Source organism: Streptomyces sp. PA03-5A, from assembly GCF_033792725.1.
Classification (GTDB): Bacteria; Actinomycetota; Actinomycetes; order Streptomycetales; family Streptomycetaceae; genus Actinacidiphila.
The window spans coordinates 189,177-206,762 of the sequence record NZ_JARAVL010000002.1 but is presented as its reverse complement, the minus strand read 5'-3'; the positions used below and the strand labels follow the sequence as shown (position 1 = coordinate 206,762).

Annotated in this window: 15 protein-coding genes; 5 read left to right on the top strand and 10 right to left on the bottom strand. The window is 74.3% G+C overall.

The genetic code is table 11. From position 1 onward, the window contains the following. Positions 1-3: 3 nt before the first annotated feature. From PV410_RS03525 to PV410_RS03510, 4 genes are all read right to left on the bottom strand, one after another. Positions 4-2,151 carry a SpoIIE family protein phosphatase gene (locus PV410_RS03525; protein ID WP_500322223.1) on the bottom strand — a complete coding sequence of 716 codons (2,148 nt, stop codon included), beginning with the start codon at positions 2,149-2,151 and terminating at the stop codon, positions 4-6. A gap of 245 nt (positions 2,152-2,396) precedes the next feature. Continuing rightward, positions 2,397-3,485, bottom strand: a complete 1,089-nt coding sequence (locus PV410_RS03520) for a serine hydrolase domain-containing protein (protein WP_500322222.1) — start codon at positions 3,483-3,485, stop codon at positions 2,397-2,399. Then, positions 3,451-3,648 carry a hypothetical protein gene (locus tag PV410_RS03515; RefSeq protein WP_499511571.1) on the bottom strand — a complete coding sequence of 66 codons (198 nt, stop codon included), beginning with the start codon at positions 3,646-3,648 and terminating at the stop codon, positions 3,451-3,453. Before PV410_RS03515 ends, PV410_RS03520 begins: the two co-directional genes overlap by 35 nt. Before the next feature lie 38 nt (positions 3,649-3,686). Then, positions 3,687-4,979, bottom strand: coding sequence for a multidrug effflux MFS transporter (locus PV410_RS03510; protein ID WP_500322221.1), 1,293 nt, complete (start codon positions 4,977-4,979; stop codon positions 3,687-3,689). Between the two features lie 81 nt (positions 4,980-5,060). On the opposite strand from PV410_RS03510, the gene PV410_RS03505 reads away from it, so the two are divergent. After that, positions 5,061-6,071, top strand: coding sequence for a Gfo/Idh/MocA family protein (locus PV410_RS03505; RefSeq protein ID WP_500322220.1), 1,011 nt, complete (start codon positions 5,061-5,063; stop codon positions 6,069-6,071). Between the two features lie 5 nt (positions 6,072-6,076). Here the strand turns inward: PV410_RS03505 and PV410_RS03500 are convergent, their stop codons facing one another. Both PV410_RS03500 and PV410_RS03495 read right to left on the bottom strand, forming a co-directional pair. Further along, complete coding sequence (locus tag PV410_RS03500; RefSeq protein ID WP_500322218.1) at positions 6,077-7,720, bottom strand: alkaline phosphatase D family protein; 1,644 nt, start codon at positions 7,718-7,720, stop codon at positions 6,077-6,079. Positions 7,721-8,357: 637 nt separating this feature from the next. Beyond that, the gene (locus tag PV410_RS03495) at positions 8,358-8,672 is read right to left on the bottom strand and encodes a 4a-hydroxytetrahydrobiopterin dehydratase (protein WP_500322217.1); all 315 of its coding nucleotides are present in this window, start codon (positions 8,670-8,672) and stop codon (positions 8,358-8,360) included. Between the two features lie 34 nt (positions 8,673-8,706). Here PV410_RS03495 and PV410_RS03490 point away from each other — a divergent pair, with 34 nt between their 5' ends. The 4 genes from PV410_RS03490 to PV410_RS03475 all read left to right on the top strand — a co-directional run bounded on the left by PV410_RS03490 (position 8,707) and on the right by PV410_RS03475 (position 13,593). After that, entirely contained in the window at positions 8,707-9,483 is a 777-nt protein-coding gene (locus PV410_RS03490; protein WP_500322216.1) for an SDR family oxidoreductase, read from the top strand. A gap of 113 nt (positions 9,484-9,596) precedes the next feature. After that, the gene (locus PV410_RS03485) at positions 9,597-10,250 is read left to right on the top strand and encodes a hypothetical protein (protein ID WP_500322214.1); all 654 of its coding nucleotides are present in this window, start codon (positions 9,597-9,599) and stop codon (positions 10,248-10,250) included. After that, positions 10,247-12,364, top strand: a complete 2,118-nt coding sequence (locus tag PV410_RS03480) for a bifunctional polysaccharide deacetylase/glycosyltransferase family 2 protein (RefSeq protein ID WP_500322213.1) — start codon at positions 10,247-10,249, stop codon at positions 12,362-12,364. The genes PV410_RS03485 and PV410_RS03480 overlap by 4 nt, the downstream gene beginning before the upstream one ends. Before the next feature lie 29 nt (positions 12,365-12,393). Further along, positions 12,394-13,593, top strand: a complete 1,200-nt coding sequence (locus tag PV410_RS03475; protein WP_500322211.1) for an acyltransferase family protein — start codon at positions 12,394-12,396, stop codon at positions 13,591-13,593. A gap of 1 nt (position 13,594) precedes the next feature. Here PV410_RS03475 and PV410_RS03470 read toward each other — a convergent pair whose 3' ends face one another. The 4 genes from PV410_RS03470 to PV410_RS03455 all read right to left on the bottom strand — a co-directional run bounded on the left by PV410_RS03470 (position 13,595) and on the right by PV410_RS03455 (position 17,537). Further along, positions 13,595-14,143, bottom strand: a complete 549-nt coding sequence (locus tag PV410_RS03470; RefSeq protein WP_500322210.1) for a hypothetical protein — start codon at positions 14,141-14,143, stop codon at positions 13,595-13,597. A 104-nt stretch (positions 14,144-14,247) separates the two neighbouring features. Continuing rightward, a complete protein-coding gene (locus PV410_RS03465) occupies positions 14,248-15,477 on the bottom strand; it encodes a patatin-like phospholipase family protein (RefSeq protein WP_500322209.1) in 1,230 nt (409 codons plus the stop codon). Then, positions 15,470-15,781 carry a hypothetical protein gene (locus tag PV410_RS03460; RefSeq protein WP_500322208.1) on the bottom strand — a complete coding sequence of 104 codons (312 nt, stop codon included), beginning with the start codon at positions 15,779-15,781 and terminating at the stop codon, positions 15,470-15,472. Before PV410_RS03460 ends, PV410_RS03465 begins: the two co-directional genes overlap by 8 nt. Before the next feature lie 118 nt (positions 15,782-15,899). Continuing rightward, the gene (locus tag PV410_RS03455) at positions 15,900-17,537 is read right to left on the bottom strand and encodes an Hsp70 family protein (protein ID WP_500322207.1); all 1,638 of its coding nucleotides are present in this window, start codon (positions 17,535-17,537) and stop codon (positions 15,900-15,902) included. Positions 17,538-17,586 lie beyond the last annotated feature (49 nt).

Here is a 17,586-nt window from a genome sequence, read left to right as displayed (position 1 = left end):
TCGTCACACCGCGGGCCCGGCCGGCCGTCCCGTCACGTGGGTGAGCAGCAGGGCGATGTCGTCGTTGCGCGGGCCGGACCGCTGGGCGTGCCCGAGGAGGCTGTCGGCCAGGGCGTCCATCGAGGCGTCCGGGCCGGCCCGGGCGAGGTGCGCCGCGAGGTCGGCGGCGGACACGTCGATGTCGACGCCCGGGGTCTCCACCAGACCGTCGGTGTACAGCGCGAGCACCGCGCCGGGCGGCAGCGCGATCTCCGTCGTCGGGTAGCAGGCGTCGGGGTCGACGCCCAGCAGCGGGCCGGGCGGCAGCGGCAGCACCTCCGTGGTGCCGTCCGGGTGCCGCAGCACCGGCGGCGGGTGTCCGGCGGTGGCCACGCAGGCGGTGTGCCGTTCCAGGTCCAGCTGGGCGTAGAGGCAGCTGGCGAGCAGGCCGGGGTCGAGGTCGACGAGCAGCCGGTTGGAGCGGGCCAGCACCTCGCTGGGGGAGGCGCCCGCGGTGGCGCGGACGGCGGTGCGGACCTCCCCCATGAGCGCGGCGGCGTTCACGTTGTGACCCTGGACGTCGCCGATCGTCACGGCGCAGGTGGTCGTGTCGAGCCGGATCACGTCGTAGAAGTCGCCGCCGATGTCGATGCCGCGGGTGGCCGGCATGTAGCGGGCGGCCACCTCCAGGCCGGGGACGTCCGGCAGGGCGCGGGGCAGCAGCCGTGCCTGCAGGCTGATGGCGAGGTTGTGCTCGGCGTCGTACAGCCGCGCCCGGTCCAGGGCCTGCGCGACCAGGCCGGCGATCGAGATGAGGACGCTGCGCTCGCCGGAGGAGAAGGGGTGCGGGCGGTCGTAGGCCAGGGCCATGGAGCCGACGGGCCGGCCCGAGGTGATCAGGGGCAGGAAGGCCCAGGCGGCCTTGCGGTCCCGGACGACCGTGCCGGGGTAGATCCGCAGGAACTCGTCGACGTTGGCGAAGAAGCTCGGGACCCCGGTCTTGAGGACGCGCACGGCCGGGTTGTCGACGTCCATCGGCTGGGCGTCGACGGACTCCATGAAGTCCTCGTGGTAGCCCCGGTGCCCGATGATCCGCAGTCGTCCCTCCTCGGTGGTCAGCAGGGCCACGGCCTGCACGCCGAAGACGGACAGCATCTGCTCGACGACCAGGTCGATGACGTCCTGCGTGCCGACGGCCTCGGTGAGCGTGGCCGACATGTGCAGCAGGTGGTACAGGGCGATGGCCCGGTCCGGTGTGGGGCCCGCGGGCAGCTGCGCCGCGGGGGTGTCCGCGGCCTCGGGCGTGGGGGCGGGCGTGACGCGGAGGCTCACGCCGGTGCCGTCCGGGTAGAGCTCGAAGGTGAGCCAGCGGTCCGGTGGGCGCAATGCCGTGGCCGAGCCGGGCCGGCGGCTGATCATCGCGCTGCGGAAGCGGTCCTCGAAGACCGGGTCGTCCAGCCAGGACAGCAGCTCCCAGGGCTCGGTGCCCAGGAGGTCGGGCACCTCCGCCCCGAGCAGGGCGGCGGCGGTCTCCGTGACGAAGGTGATCCGGCCGTCCAGGTCCAGGGCCAAGGAGCCCTCCGGGAGCCGTTCCGCGAGGTCGGCGGCGGCCAGGGCCTCGGCCGGGCTGTGGGTGCGGGTGCGGAGCGCGGGCAGCACCCGCGGCTCGGCGGGGGGCAGCACCGGCTCGCCGTCCTCGGCGGCCCTGCGCAGGAGGCGGCCCATGCGGTCGCAGGCCCCGCGGTACGCCTCCCGGGCCCGCCGGGGGATCCGCCCAGGATGCCCGCCCGGCCACACCAGACACAGCGCGCCCCAGATGGTGGAGCCGCTGGTGATCGGGGCCGCGGCGAGCGGGAAGTCGTACGGCAGGACCAGGGCGAGCCGGGGGTACAGCCGGGCGGTGTCCTCGTGGCCGCACAGCAGCACCATGCGTCGTTCGCGCACCGCGTCGGCGATGGGGCTGGAGGCGCCGGACGCCACCCGGCCCCAGATCGTATCGATCTTGCGCGAGACGCCGACGACCACCGCCAGCCGCAGCAGGTCCTGCTCGGGGGTCATCAGGTAGACCAGGCCCATGGAGGCGCCCGTGTCGCGCACCACCTGGCTCAGCGGGGAGTCCAGCAGCGCCGGACCGGTGTCCGCGGCGACGAGACCGGCGAGGTCCGGCGGCATGCCCTCACCGCCCCCCGTCCGGTGCCGGGTCCGGTCGCGTCCTGACCTCGGGGACCATCGACTCCTGCGCCTCCGTTCCGCCGTGGGGGCCGGCCGGCCGACGCGGCGGCCGCCCGGGATCGCCACCCCACGTCAGCTGCCAAACTACCCGATGAACCGCATGCGGCACCTTTCGGGCGGCTGCCCCCGCCGCCCCGCCGTGCCCGGTACGTCCCTGCGGCCCCACGGGACTCACGCCACCGGGCTCACGCCACGCCGAGCGCCTTCGCGAACCGCGTGCCCGCGGCCGCCCGGGGCACGCTGCCGTCCCGCCAGGTACGGCACGGGTGCACGGAGTTGGCGAGCAGCACCAGGAAGCCGTCGGTGGCGGGGTCGATCACCAGGCTGGTGCCGGTGAACCCGGTGTGGCCCGCCGCCCCGCGCCCCGCGAGGGCGCCCATGAACCAGGGCCGGTCCAGCTCGAAGCCGGGGTAGGGGCCGCCGCCGTCCAGCAGCGCACGGCAGAACAGGGCGAGGTCCCAGGCGGTGGAGAACAGCCCCGCGTGGCCGGCCACACCACCCATGACGTGGGCGTTCTCGTCGTGGACCGTCCCGCGGAGCGGGCCGCGGTCCAGCCGCGCCCAGGGCCTGCGCTGGTCCTCGGTGGCGGCGATCCGCGGGGCCCAGGAGGCGGGCGGGTTGTAGCGGGTGTCGTACATCCCGAGCGGGTCGGTCACGTCCTCCCGTACGAGGGCGTCGAGGGCCTCTCCGGTGGTCCGCTCCAGGACGTGCTGCAGTGCGATGAGGTTGAGGTCGGAGTAGATCCGCTCGGTGCCGGGCGCGACGACCGGGGCCTCCTCCCAGAGCAGCTTCGCCCGGGCCTCGGCGTCGGGGTGGTCGTGGAACGGCAGTTCGGGACGGAGTCCGGAGGTGTGGTCGAGGAGTTGTCCCACGGTGATGCGCTGCTTGCCCGCGGCGGCGAACTCGGGCACGTAGGCCGCGACCTCCCGGCCGAGTTCCAGCCGGCCCACCGCGACGACGGCGGTGAAGAGTTTGGTCAGCGAGGCCAGGTCGAAGACCGTGTCCGGCCGCATCGGGACCCATCGCTCGCGGCTCAGCTCCACTCCGCGGTCGGCGCCCTCGTCGTAGGACGCGTAGCGCACCGCCCAGCCCACGGCCTCGTGGAGTGCGACCGTCCCGCCGCGGCCCGCCAGGACCACCGCCCCCGCGCACCACGGGTGCACGGAGGGGGGCACGGGTTCGAGATATGGGGTGATGTCCTCGACGAGCAGACTCAGTTCGTCGCCGCGCAGCTGCGCCTCACGGGAGGTACCTCTCGACAGCTGCGGGGCCATGCTCCTCCAGCAACTTGCGGGCCTTCTCGATGAGGGCCGGCGTCGGCTCACGGCCGGAGGCCATGACCAGGTCCTCCGGATCGATCATGTGTTCGGACCCGGTGTGCAGACAACTGTCCGCAGTCTTCCAGGCCCACCTGCTCTCGTCGATCGGCTCGGACATCGCTGCCTCCTGACTCGGCGCGGCAATGACGGCAGGTGTCACCGTGCATCCACAGTACGCCGCCACGGTCGGCACAGCCCGGCGAAGCAGACCCAGGCCGCCAGGACGCTTCCCAGCTGTACCAGGGCCATCGGCACCGCCGTGTGCTCGCCCGCGATCCCGACGAGCGGCGAGGCGACGGCGCCCACCAGGAAGGAGGTCGTGCCGAGCAGCGCGGAGGCCGAGCCGGCGGCGTGCCGGGTGCGCATCAGCGCGAGCGCGTTGGCGTTGGGCAGGACCAGGCTCATCGCCGCCATCAGCACGAAGAACCCCGCAGCCACCGGCACCAGCCCCACCGGCCCGAGCCACCCCGCGGTCAGCGCCAGCAGCACGGCCGCGGCCACCGTGATCACCGCCAGCCCCACCCCGGTGACCTTGTCCATGCTGACCCGCCCGACCAGGATCTTGCCGTTGACCTGGCCCAGCGCCACCAGGCCGACGGAGTTGAGGCCGAAGAGCAGGCTGTAGGTCTGCGGCGAGGCGCCGTAGATCTCCTGGACGACGAACGAGGACGCCGAGACGTAGGCGAACAGCGCGGCGAAGGTGAAGCCGCCGGTGAGCATGTAGCCGGTGAAGGCCCGGTCGGCCAGCAGCCCGCGCATCGCCCCCAGCGTGGCGCCGAACCCGCCGCCGTGCCGGTCCGCGGGACGCAGCGTCTCGGGCAGGCAGCGCCACACCACGAGGGTGAGCAGCACGCCCACCACGGTCAGCACGACGAAGACCCCGCGCCAGTCGGTGATCCGCAGCACCTGCCCGCCGATGAGCGGCGCGACGATCGGCGCGACCCCGGAGATCAGCATCAGGGTGGAGAAGAAGCGCGCCATCGCGACACCGTCGTACAGGTCGCGGACGATCGCGCGGGCGATCACGATGCCCGCCGCGCCGGTGAGGCCCTGCAGCAGCCGGAAGCCGATCAGCAGTTCCGTGGTGGGCGCGAAGGCGCAGACGGCGGTGGCGAGGACGTAGAGCGCCATTCCGGCCAGCAGCGGGCGGCGGCGCCCCCAGCGGTCGCTCATGGGGCCGACGATCATCTGCCCGAGGGCGAGGCCGAGCAGGCACGCGGTGAGCGTGAGCTGCACCGTGACCGCCGGGCTGCGCAGGTCCTCGGTGACCTGCGGCAGGGCCGGCAGGTACATGTCCATGGAGAGCGCGGGAAGCGCGCTGAGCGCGCCGAGCAGGAACGTCACCATCAGGCTGGTGCGAGCTCCTGGGACGTCTCCGGCGCGTCGTACCGGGATGGACGGCCCCGGTGTGGATATCTGGTCGGGCGGGGTCGCGCCGGCTTCCGGCATGGGTCTCTCTCCGTGGTGTGTGAATCGTTCTCTATGCTCTCAGCAATCACGAGGTGGTCGAGGCCAGGTGGGGGCAGATTCATGACGGAATCGGTCGGTTCCGGTAGGAAAGTGCGCTGGGGCATCCTGGCCACCGGCGGCATCGCAGCGTCCTTCGCCGAGGACCTGCGGGAGATGAAGGACGACGCGGAGATCGTCGCGGTCGGCTCGCGCAGCCTCGCCTCCGCGCGCGCCTTCGCGGACCGCTTCGACATCCCGCGCGCGTACGGCAGCTGGACCGAACTCGCCGACGACGACGGCGTCGACGTGGTGTACGTCGCCACCCCGCACTCGGCGCACCGCGTCGCGGCCGGGCTGTGCCTGCGGGCCGGACGGTCGGTGCTGTGCGAGAAGCCGTTCACCGTCAACGCGGTCGAGGCGCGCGAGCTGGCCGACCTCGCCAAAGCCCGCGGGCTCTTCCTGATGGAGGCCATGTGGACCTACTGCAACCCCGTGGTACGGCGGCTGACCGAACTGGTCGCGGACGGGGCGGTCGGCGAGGTCCGCAGTGTGCACGCGGACTTCGGCCTCGCCGGTCCCTTCGAGCCCGGCCACCGGCTGCTCGACCCGGCCCTCGGCGGCGGCGCCCTGCTGGACCTGGGCGTCTACCCGGTGTCCTTCGCCCACCTGCTGCTCGGTGAGCCCGACGAGGTCCAGGCCTGGGCCCACCTGACCGAGCACGGTGTGGACGACAACACCGGCATGCTGCTCGGGTACGACAGCGGCGCCATGGCGGTGCTCAGCTGCTCCCTCACCGCCGACACCGCCCAGACCGCGGTGGTCACCGGCTCCGCGGGACGGATCGAGGTTCCGGCCGGCTTCTTCCACCCGGACCGCTTCGTGCTGCACCGTGAGGGCCGCGAGCCGCAGGAGTTCGGCGCCCCGGACGACGGACTGCGCGGGCTGCAGCACGAGGCGGCCGAGGTCATGCGCTGCCTGCGCGCGGGCGAGCGGGAGTCCCCGCTCGTACCGCTGGAGGGCAGCCTCGCCGTCATGCGGACGCTCGACACGGTCCGGGACCGCATCGGCGTTCGCTACCCCGGTGAGGACTGAGCCCCTCAGGTCTCCCGCAGACCGGGGTCCCCGGCCTCGGTCACGAAGGACGCCGCGGTGGTCAGGTCGGCGCCAGGGGTGGTCACGGAGTCGACGGTCTTGAAGTCGGCCCGCGCCTCCTCGGCGTCCAGCCGGACGGTCACGTAGCCGCGGCGCCCGTCGTAGAACCGCAGGTGCGGGTTGGCGGCCAGGAGCGACGACCAGTTGGACGGGCGCGGGGAGCCGTTGCGGCCGCTGCTGATCGAGCTGGTGACCAGCTCCGTGCCGACGGTGCGCGAGGTGGGGTCGTCCCAGTCGGCCTTGATGTCCATCGCGTAGTGGACGTGCACGTCGCCGGTGAGCACCAGCAGGTTCTCGATGCCGGCGGCTCCCGCCCCGGCCAGCACGCGGTCCCGGGAGGCCGGGTAGCCGTCCCAGGCGTCCATGCTGAGCGGGGAGGCGGCGGCGGCGTTCCTCCGCCGGGAGAACACCACCTGCTGCGGGATCACGTTCCAGACGGCGTGCGAGCGGGCGAAGCCGTCCAGCAGCCAGCGCTCCTGGGTCGCCCCGGTCATCGTGCGCGCCGGGTCCTGCGACTGCGGCCCGGGGTCGTGCCAGCGGCCCCGGTACGCCTGGTCGGTGCGGTACTGGCGGGTGTCGAGGATGTCGAACTGCGCGAGCCGTCCGTAGTGGAAGCGGCGGTAGAGCGTCATGTCCGGGCCCCGGGGGAACTGCGGGAGGCGCAGCGGCTGGTTCTCCCAGTAGGCCCGGTAGGCGGCGGCGCGGCGGACCAGGAACGCGTCGGCGGAGCCGCCGTGCTCGTCGCTGCCGCCCGCGTAGTTGTTCTCGGTCTCGTGGTCGTCCCAGGTCACGAACCAGGGGAAGGCGGCGTGCGCGGCCTGCAGGTCGGGGTCGGACTTGTAGAGGGCGTAGCGCAGGCGGTAGTCCTCCAGCGTCACCGTCTCCTTGGCGAACCACTCCGGCAGGGTGCGGTCGGTGAGGGCGCGGGCGCCGCCGGTGGCGCTGACGGCGTACTCGTAGAGGTAGTCGCCCAGGTGGAAGACGGCGTCGACGTCCTCGTTCGCGAGGTGACCGAACGCGGTGAAGTACCCGTCGTGGTAGGCCTGGCAGCTCACCGCGGCCAGCCGCATCTCGTACGGGAGGGCGCCCGGCGCGGGGGCGGTGCGGGTACGGCCCGGGGGGCTGATCCAGGGGCCCACGCGGAAGCGGTAGTAGTACACCCGGTCCGGCTGGAGGCCCTGGACGTCGACGTGCACGGTGTGGCCGAACTCCGGGTGCGCCAGGGCGGTACCGCGGCGGACGACCCGCGCGAACCGGTCGTCCCGCGCGATCTCCCACCGGACGGGCACGCGGGCCTCGGGCAGTCCGTCGCCCGGCGCCGGCTCGTACGGGCGCGGCGCGAGCCGGGTCCACAGCACCACGCCCGAAGGCGTGGGGTCGCCCGACGCGACACCCAGCGTGAACGGGTCCCCGGCCAGCGCCCCGGGCGGCGCCTCGGCCCCCTGCGCGGCACCGGCGACGGGCAGGTTCGTGCTGAACGCGAGGGCCGCGGCGGCCCCCGTGACGGTCAGGAAGCGGCGGCGGTCGAGCAGCGCCGCCGCGGCGCGCAGCGTGCGGTCATGGCGGCTGCGGGCCTGCGGGTGCGTCACGTGTCCCTCCCTGGCGGTGGGTTGCGTGGCCCCGGTCGCGCACACGGACTCCCGGAACCCCCCGTTCGGCCCACGGTGCCCCTGTCCGTTGTTGACGCCGCGTCAGCTCCGCGACCCGGAACGGCCACCCTAACCGGGACATCTCGCCCCCGCGACGCGAAGCCCCCCGTCCGGGAAGCTCCCGGACGGCAGAGGGTGTGCAGCCGGGGGCGCCCCGCCCCCGCCCCGGCAGCCCATCAAGATCACCCCGACCGGGGACACGGCACGCACGGGTCGCATCCCCGCCAACGGGGTGACGGCCCGTCAAGGCCTGTGGCTGTCACTAACCGGGCGCACGCGCGCCGATACGGCCCCCTGTCACACCCGGGCCCGGACCCGAGCCGCCCGCCGCCACCGCCCCGCCTCGCGCCGGCAACACCACCCACCGGCCCGCACGCCACGAAGCGTCTGCGCTCGGCTTGACCGGCCGTCATCAGGGCATCCACCAGGACACCACGTGGGCGCACACCCGCCGATACGGCCCCCTGTCACACCCGGGCCCGGGCCCTCGCACCGCCGCCACCGCCCCGCCTCGCGCCGGCAACACCACCCACCGGCCCGCACGCCGCGGGGCGCTCGCGCCCGCGCGGGCCTGCCGCTACGCGGCCCCGTGGGCCGGGGCGATGGCCTCGATGCGTTGGGCCAGACCGAAGTCCCGCTCCGTGAGCCGGCCGCCCGCCGCGTGCGTGGTGACGGAGACGGCGACCGACTGGTAACCCAGCGTCAGGTCGCTGTGGTGGTTCAGCTCGTCCTGGATCTGGGCGATGTGCATCACGAAGACCGCCGCCGGGATGTGCGGCAGCCGGTACGTGCGCAGCAGGCTCGCGCCGTCCTCGGAGAGGGACCAGCCGGGCAGCTCGGCGAGGCGGTCCTCGATCTCCTTGTGCGACAGGGGGTCGGCGTAGGGTGACATGGTTTCATCGTGGCACCGCATACCCTGCGGAGCCATGACTGAGATCGCGGGAAATGGAACGGGCACCGCGCACCGGGTCGCAGTGGTCACCGGGGCCGGGTCGGGCATCGGGCGGGCGGTGGCACGCGAACTGGCGTCCTCGGGCTGGGCCGTGGCCCTGGCCGGCCGGCGGGAGGAGGCGCTGCGCGGGACCGCCGACGGGCTGCCGGACGCGGCGGTGGCGGTCATCCCGACGGACGTCACCCGCCCGGAGGCGGTGGACGCGCTGTTCGCCGCCGTGGGCGCCCGCTTCGGCCGGGTCGACCTGCTGTTCAACAACGCGGGGATGGGGGCGCCCGCCGTGCCGGTGGACGAGCTGACGTTCGAGCAGTGGCGTGCCGTCGTCGACGTCAACCTCACCGGCGCGTTCCTGTGCGCGCAGGCCGCCTTCCGGACGATGCGCGCGCAGCGGCCGCAGGGCGGCCGGATCATCAACAACGGGTCGATCTCCGCGCACGCGCCGCGGCCGCTGAGCGTGGCGTACACGGCGACCAAGCACGCCGTCACCGGGCTGACGAAGTCCCTGGCACTGGACGGCCGTCCGTACCGGATCGCCTGCGGGCAGATCGACATCGGCAACGCGGCCACGGAGATGACGGAGCGGATGGCGGCCGGCACCCTGCAGGCGGACGGGCGGCTGATGACCGAGCCCCGGATGGACGTCGCCGACGTGGCCCGCACCGTCGCGCACATGGCCGCGCTGCCGCTGGAGTCGAACGTGCAGTTCGCGACGGTGATGGCGACGACGATGCCGTACATCGGCCGCGGCTGACGCCGCAGCGGGGGCCACAGCCACCCGCGGCCGAATTCGACCACTTCACCCACGGAAATGGTCAAGTCCGAAATACGTCCCATAGGACTGCTTGCGTCGCGTTACGTTGCGGCATGCTCTCCAAGCACCACCGCGACGTATGGTCAGAAACGCCCGCAGACGATGTCGGGTCCGAGGCCGGGCCCCCCGAGCCGGAGACCGAGCTGATAGCGCTGCCCGGCCCCGTGTTCGTCGATTCCAGCGGGAGACGGGCCCGTGCAGTACGCAGGGCCGGCTGGCTGGTCGGCGCGGCATGCTCCGTCTACACGGCGGCGCTGGCACTCAGCCTCTCCGGCGCGACGCCGATCGCGCCGAAGACGCTGCTGCCGCTGCCGGGGGTGCCGAGCACAGCGCCGGACGACGCGGGCTCCTCGGGGACGGGGGAACTCGACGTACCGGCCGACCAGGCCGCAGCACCCCCGGTGACGGCGGGCTTCCTCCGGGCGGGGGCGGCGGCCGCGCCGTCCCCGTCCGGGACGGCCGGCTCCCCGTCCTCCCCCAGCCCCAGCACCTCCCCGACCAAGCGCCCGGCCAAGGGCGGCGGCGCCCCCGCCACCCCGCGGGCGACGGCGGGCAGCCCGACCACCGGAGCGACCCCGACCACCGGGGCGACGGCGACCGAACCGGCGCCGTCCGGCTCCCCGTCGGGGCAGCCCAGCGGTTCCGCCTCCCCCGCCCCGGGCGCCTCCGACGGCCCCGTCGACCAGCAGCCGCAGGGCGGCCAGTGACCGCCCTGCGCCCCCGCCTCGTCATACCCCTGCTCGCCCTCGTGGTGCTCGTCTGTGTCCTGCTGCTCGGCGGCTACGTACGCGGCGACTTCGAGGCCGACCACCGGGTCCACCCGCCGGTCTCGGCGGACAAGGTGCCGGAGGCGGTGCTGGAGGGCGGCCCGGTCGTCGACACCACCGGTGACAGGCCCCGCTCGTACCGCACCCCGGACCGCACCATCGCCCTCACCTTCGACGACGGACCCGACCCGGTCTGGACGCCGGAGGTGCTGGACGTGCTCAAGCGGCAACACGTACGCGCCACCTTCTTCGTGACCGGCGGCATGGCCGCCCGGCACCCCGCGCTGATCCGGCGGATGGTCGCCGAGGGCCACGAGATCGGCGTGCACACCTTCTCCCACCCCGACCTGGTGTACCAGTCGCCGGGGCGGATCGACCGGGAGCTGTCCCAGACCCAGCTGGCGCTCGCGGGGGCCGCCGGCATCCACGCCTCCCTCTTCCGCCCGCCGTACTCCTCGACCGCCGACGCGCTGGACGACCTGTCCTGGCCGGTCGTCCAGCGGGTCGGCAAGCAGGGCTACGTGGCCGCCTTCATCGACCGCGACGCCGAGGACTGGCGACGGCCCGGTGTGCGGGCGATCGTCGACGCCTCCGTGCCGGCGAAGCCGGGCGAGGGCGCGATCGTGCTCATGCACGACGCCGGCGGCGACCGCTCGCAGACCGTGGCGGCGCTGGACCGGCTGGTCCCGCTGCTCAAGGAGCGCGGCTACCGCTTCGCCACGGTGGGCGAGGCGGTCGGCGCCACGTCCACCAACGACAAGGTCAGCGGCTCGGAGCTGTGGAAGGGACGGGTCTTCGTCGCCGCGGTGGAGGTCTCCGAGGCAGCGGTGCCGGCGCTCGCCGTCCTCCTCGCCGGGGTGGGCCTGCTGGTGCTGGCCCGGTTCGCCGCGATGCTGGTGCTGGCGCGCCGGCACGCGCGGCAGCGCCGGGCGCCCGGCTTCCGCTGGGGGCCGGCGGTCACCGAACCGGTGAGCGTCATCGTCCCCGCGTACAACGAGAAGGAGTGCATCACCCACACGGTGAACTCCCTCGCCACGAGCGACCATCCCGTGGAGATCGTGGTCGTGGACGACGGCTCGACCGACGGCACCGCCGACATCGTCGAGGCCCTTGACCTGCCCGGCGTCACCCTCGTGCGGCAGCCCAACAGCGGCAAGCCCGCGGCGCTCAACAACGGTGTGGCGCACGCCCGGCACGACCTGATCGTGATGATGGACGGCGACACGGTCTTCGAGCCGGCCACCGTCCGCGAACTGGTGCAGCCCTTCGGCGACCCGCGGGTCGGCGCGGTCGCGGGCAACGCCAAGGTCGGCAACCGCACCCGGATGATCGGGCGCTGGCAGCACATCGAGTACGTGATGGGCTTCAACCTCGACCGGCGCATGTACGACCTGCTGCGCTGCATGCCCACCATCCCCGGCGCGTGCGGCGCCTTCCGGCGGGACGCGCTGCGCGACGTCGGCGGCATGAGCGACGAGACCCTCGCCGAGGACACGGACGTCACGATGGCGCTGCACCGGGCCGGCTGGCACGTGGTGTACGCCGAGCGCGCCCGCGCCTGGACCGAGGCGCCGTCCTCGGTACGGCAGTTGTGGAAGCAGCGCTACCGCTGGAGCTACGGCACCATGCAGGCGATGTGGAAGCACCGCGGCGCCGTGCTGGACCGCGGGCACTCCGGCCGCTTCGGCCGGGTCGGGCTGCCGCTCGTCGTCCTCTTCCAGGTGCTCGCCCCGCTGCTGGCCCCGCTCATCGACGTGTTCGCGATCTACGGGCTGGTCTTCATGGACCCGTTTCGCACCGCGCTCGCGTGGGCGGGCGTGCTCGCCGTGCAGGCCGCGTGCGCGGCGTACGCCTTCCGGCTGGACGGCGAACCGCTGCGGGACCTGTGGCCGCTGCCCCTCCAGCAGGTGCTGTACCGGCAGTTGATGTACCTCGTGCTGCTGCAGTCCTGCGTGACGGCCGTCAACGGCGGCCGGCTGGGCTGGCACAAACTGCGGCGCACCGGCGAGGTCGGCGCGCCGACCGTCGGCAGCGGCACCGCCGGCCGCGTCTGAACACCCGTACCCTCCCGAGGAGTTGCCCCATGTCCGATGCACGTGAGGCGGGAGCCCCGGCGGCCCCGCCCCGGCCCGCGGACGGCGCCGGGACGCGCATACCGGGGCCGCGCAGCTCCACCCCCGCCGCCCCCGCCCCCTCCACCGGGGGCGGGGGCGGCGGCCGGGACCGCTACCTCGACCTGCTGCGCGCCCTCGCCCTGGTACGGGTGGTCGTCTACCACACCTTCGGCTGGGCCTGGCTGACCCTGCTCCTCCCGTCCATCGGCATCATGTTCGCCCTGGCCGGGTCGCTGGCCGCGCACTCGCTGCAGCGTCCCGCGCTGTCCGTGGTGCGCGGCCGGCTGCGGCGGCTGCTGGTGCCCTTCTGGCTGTTCGCCGCCGCCGTGACCGTCCTGATGCTGCTCCACGGCTGGCGGCCGCACTCCTGGCACCGGATGCTGCTGTGGATCCTGCCGCTGGCCGACCCGCCCGGCACCGCCTGGGCCGAGCAGATCATCGCCCCGCTCTGGTACATCCGCACCTACCTGTGGCTCGTCCTGCTCTCCCCCTGGCTGCTCAAGGCCTTCCGGGCCGCGCCGCGCTCGTGCCTGGCCGCCTGCGGCGCCCTGGTCGTCCTCGCCCAGTACGACCGGCTGCCGCTCGCCGAGCCGGCCCTCACGCCGGTGGTCGACCTCGTCACCTTCGCCGCCTGCTGGCTGCTCGGGTTCGCGCACCGCGACGGCCTGCTGGACGCCCTGCAGGCCCGCACCGTGGTCGCCTCGGCCGCGTTCTGCCTCGCCGCGGGCGGCTGGTTCGCATACACCCACCCCACCGACGAGGGCATCGACCTCGGTGAGATCCCGCTGGCCCAGGCGCTGTGGTCGGCCGGTTTCGTCCTCCTGCTGCTGCGCTTCCGCCCGCGCCGGACGGGCCGCCTGCCCGTCGCCGACGGCGCCGTCGGACTGCTCAACGCCCGTGCCGTCACCGTCTACCTGTGGCACGAGGTCGCGCTCTTCGCCAGCGTCCCGCTGATCGACCTGATGTGGGACGTGCCCTTCTTCGAGGCCCATCTCCCGCTCGACGCGACCTGGTTCCAGTTCCTCGTCGTCTGGCCGCTCATCGGCGCCGCCGTCCTGCTGGTCGGCTGGACCGAGGACGTCGCCTCACGACGCCGGCCGCGCCTGTGGCCGACGGGCGGTCGCAAGCGCGGCCAGCGGGCCCGCGGCCGCGCCGCCGGGGCCCGCTGAGTCACCGCGGCGCCCGGTCCCGGCGGCCCACCAGCAGGACCCCGCCCGCGATACCGCCGAGCAGCCAGACGAGGAGCATCGGCATCGTCCGGCCGAGCACGAACAGGACCGGGAAGGCGACGAGCACCGCCGTGAGGACGGCCGCCGCCGCCCGCCGGACGGTGCCGCCCTCCGCCCATTCGAGGCGGAGCACGCCGGAGCGCCGCCAGAAGGTCCACAGCCCCACCCCTGCGCCGAGGATGGCGAACACGGCGAAGGGGAAGGGCAGCCGGGGCAGCCGTTCCGGCGCCGCCGGGTCCCGGACCAGCACGAGCAGACCGGTCACCAGGACCACCGGCCCGGCCAGGGCGAACACCCCGGCCACGCAGCGGACGAACCCGATGCCGACGGCCGGTGGCCGGCCCCCGCCAAAGGGCGCGGACCGCGAGGACATCGTGTGGAAGCGACGCGCCGCACCCCGGAAGTCCGTCACGAGGACCCACCCGAAGCCGGTCGCCCCGAGCCCCCAGACCACCGAGAACAACGCGCCGCCGCCTCCGCCGCCCGCCATGTGGGCTCCCCCCTGCCACGCCACTGCCACAGCGAGGGTGGCAGGTCCGCGGGCCCGTGGGCATGGCCCGTTCCCGGCAGTGTGCGCGCGCGAACGGCGCCGCCTCACGGACCGCCGCGGAGCCGGCGGCCCTTGTCGATGACGCGCTGGACCGCGTCGGCCATGAACTCCTCGGCCGCGCGCACCTCGTGCGCCGCGCCGAGCAGGCCGGCGGTCCTGGCGAGCATTCGCTCGGTGTCCTCGTAGCCGCGGGAGCGCAGCCGCTCGAAGGTGGCGGGCGAGAAGTCCAGCAGTCCGCTGGGGGTGCCCAGGGTGCCCTCGGGGGTGAGCGGGCGGGACGGGCGGACGCGCAGCAGGGTCAGCCCGGGGTGCTCGATCTGCCGCACGGTCTCGCCCGGGGCGAGCTGGACGACGATGACGATGTCGCAGTGGTCGAGGTCGGCCAGGGCGCGGATGGGCGTGTTGTCCCGGCCGAGCATGCCGTCGCGGTAGTACTCCCCCGCGACCTGGCGCGGCGCGAACAGGAACGGAAGCGCGGCGCTGCCCAGCACGGCCTCCTTGATCTCCGCGTGCTCCAGGCCGTTGAGGTGGAGGATCCGCGAGCGGCTGCCGAGGAGTCCGGCCAGCCATTCGGCGGCCATCTGTCCGGCCCGCAGGTGCGGCAGCGGGTTCGGGGCCAGGACGGGGTACGCCGCGACCCGCATGGTGACGGCCGCCGGGCGCCGCAGCGCGGCCGCGTCGACGGCGCGGTCGGCGAGCCGCTCAAGGTCGCCGTGCGCGCCGAGGAGGCGGACGACCCGGGGCGCGAGGTTGCCGAACCTCTGCAGCAGGGACTCGGAGACGGCCCCGTCCGCGACGGCCCGGGTGCCGAACGGGGCGTCGCCCATGCGGGAGGTGAAGTCGCGCCACAGCTCCGCCAGGCGCGCCGCCCCCTCCCGCAGGCTCGGCGCACCGGCCAGCGCGACCCCGTTGAGGGCCCCGATGCTGGTCCCGGCGATGGCGGTGATCCGCGCGCCGTGGTGGGCCAGGCACTCGACCGCGCCCACCTGGTAGGCGCCCTTGGCGGCGCCTCCCGCCAGTACCAGCCCGAACCGGTGCGAGGCCGTCCCCTGTGCGGTCTCCCACCGGTCCGGGGCCGGTACCGCCCCCGTGCCCGGGCCCGCCGCCGCGCCGTACTCCGGCAGCGGCCCGGAACCGATGCCCGCGGCACGCCGCCGCAGGTCCCCGAAGCGGTCCGGCACGGGACTGCCCCCGTCGTGGGGCCCGATGCCCGGACCGGGTCCGGCGGGCCCCACGCCCCCCACCCCCCGGACCTCCCCCTGGTGCTCAGGCATCGGGCCCTCCCCCTTCCCCCGTCCCCCGTCGCTTCTCGGTCTCGGTGCGCAGCGCGGCGCGTGCCTGGCGGGCGGCGTCGGCCTGCTCGTGGATGACGCCGCGGACGAACTCCTCGTGGGTCACCGCGGGTACGTGGCCGCAGTCGCGGCGGGCGTCCTCGACGGCCACGCGGGCCGGGTCGTCCGGACGGCGCGCGGGCGGCCGGGTGGACAGGTCCAGCGCGCGGGCGACGGCGTAGCCGATCGGCCGGTGCGGCGGCCGCAGCCGCGCGGACAGGCCGACGCCCGCGACCTCCGCGACCATCCGCCGCTCGTCGGGGTCCGGAATGTCGGCGAGGATCCGCTCCAGCCAAGGGCCGCCCCACGGTCTCCCCGATGTCGACGGCGAGCCGGCCGATCTCCTCGCAGCCGTCCTCGTCCACCTAGCGGGGCTCGGCCTTGACGGTGCGGTAGACCCGCAGCTCGATCTCGGTCTGGTCCTCCCGGGTGGGCAGGATGGTGAACGGGAAGGCGTCCTTCACCCGCACGCTGTCCAGCCGCCGCACGGCCACGGCGAAGCGGCCCACGCAGAGGATGTCGCCGTCGTCGTCGCGGAACATCCGCATCGGCGAGTCGACGCTCTCCTCGAACAGCTTCGAGGTCTCGAAGCCGTAGGTGTACTTGGCCTGCCGGGACAGGAACACCCGCGGGTTGTACGCGAAGTGGGTCGCCCCCTCCAGCACCGCCAGCGCCGGGTCCGGCGGCACCAGGATGCGGTGCCGGGAGCCGAAGTGCCGGTGCATACGCTCCCGCAGCCACTGGGACTTGGCGAACCCGCCGACCAGCACCAGGGTCTCCGACCCCGTGGCGCCCGCGCCCGCGGCCTCCCCGCTGGTGCGGCGGATGGCGGCCAGCTGCTCCTCGACCTTGTCCAGGATCCCCTCGACCACGCTGTCCAGGAGGACCTCCACCTCCTCCGGCGCCAGCACCATCCGCTGCGGGCGGCCGCCCGCCTCCTCCGCCAGCCGGGCCCGGCTGCCCTCGTCCAGCAACTGCCAGACGGTGACGGGCAGGTCGATCCGGACGGTGTCCATGATGTGCGGGGTGCCGTCCTCGTCCCACTCGACCTCCGCGGTGGTCTTGGCCCGCTCCCACTGCTCGGACAGCTCCAGCAGGTCCCCCGAGTGCTCCCGCTCCAGCCGCCTCAGCAGCTCGGGCCCCAGCCGCTTGCCCAGGGCCTGCTCACGGAAGGCCTGGTTGACGTACTCCGAGCCGAGCCGGCCGCCGGTGGCCACGCCGATCTCGCGGAGCGCGATGAGCTCGGCCGCGTCGCTGGAGGTCTCGTACGCCGTGACGTCCACGGTGCCGCCGCCGCAGTCGACCACCATGAAGCGGAAGCCGTCCACGTTGAGCTGCAGCCGGTCGCGCATGCCGGTCCCGTCGGTCAGGTCGGCCATCCGCAGGTAGCAGTAGAGCGCCGCGGCCTCCGGCTCGATGGACGGCAGCAGCCGCTCCGGGTCGTCGGGGAAGCCGGCGTCCACCGCCGCGTGCCGCATCGCGGCCCGGTCCTCGTCGTCCCAGATCGCCGGGACGGTGATGCACCAGCGGATCTCCCGCTCGGCGTAGCCCGCGTCCTTGATCTGGGCGACCGCCAGTTCCCTGATCTCCCGCAGGTAGGCCGTGATCAGCTCGCGCACCCGGCCGCGGTCGCCGAGGTCGACGATGCCGCCGGTGGTCGGCATGTCCACCGGGGCGCCGTCGTCCTTGAGCGCCATCTTGAACGCGTAGGCGTAGCCCAGGCCGTCCGTCCGGCCGCCGTCGGAGGCCTCCGACCACTGCTTGCGCGCCTTGTGGCCCCAGGCCACCGTGGTGCCGTCCGCGTCGACGAGCAGCGCGGTCAGGTTCTTCGGGTAGTCCACGCGGTGCTCGGGGAACCGGCTGTAGAAGGTGATCCGCCGGGACTGCGGATCGTCGTTCAGCGGGGTCACCACGGCCCAGGCGAAGCCGGTGCCGTGCGTGCCGAAGTCGACGGCGGCCACCACCTTCGGCCTGCCCGCCCACGACGTGTCGAAGCCGCTCATCGGTCAACTCCCCCCGGTCTTGGGGCGTCCGTACCCGCCCCGCACCTGA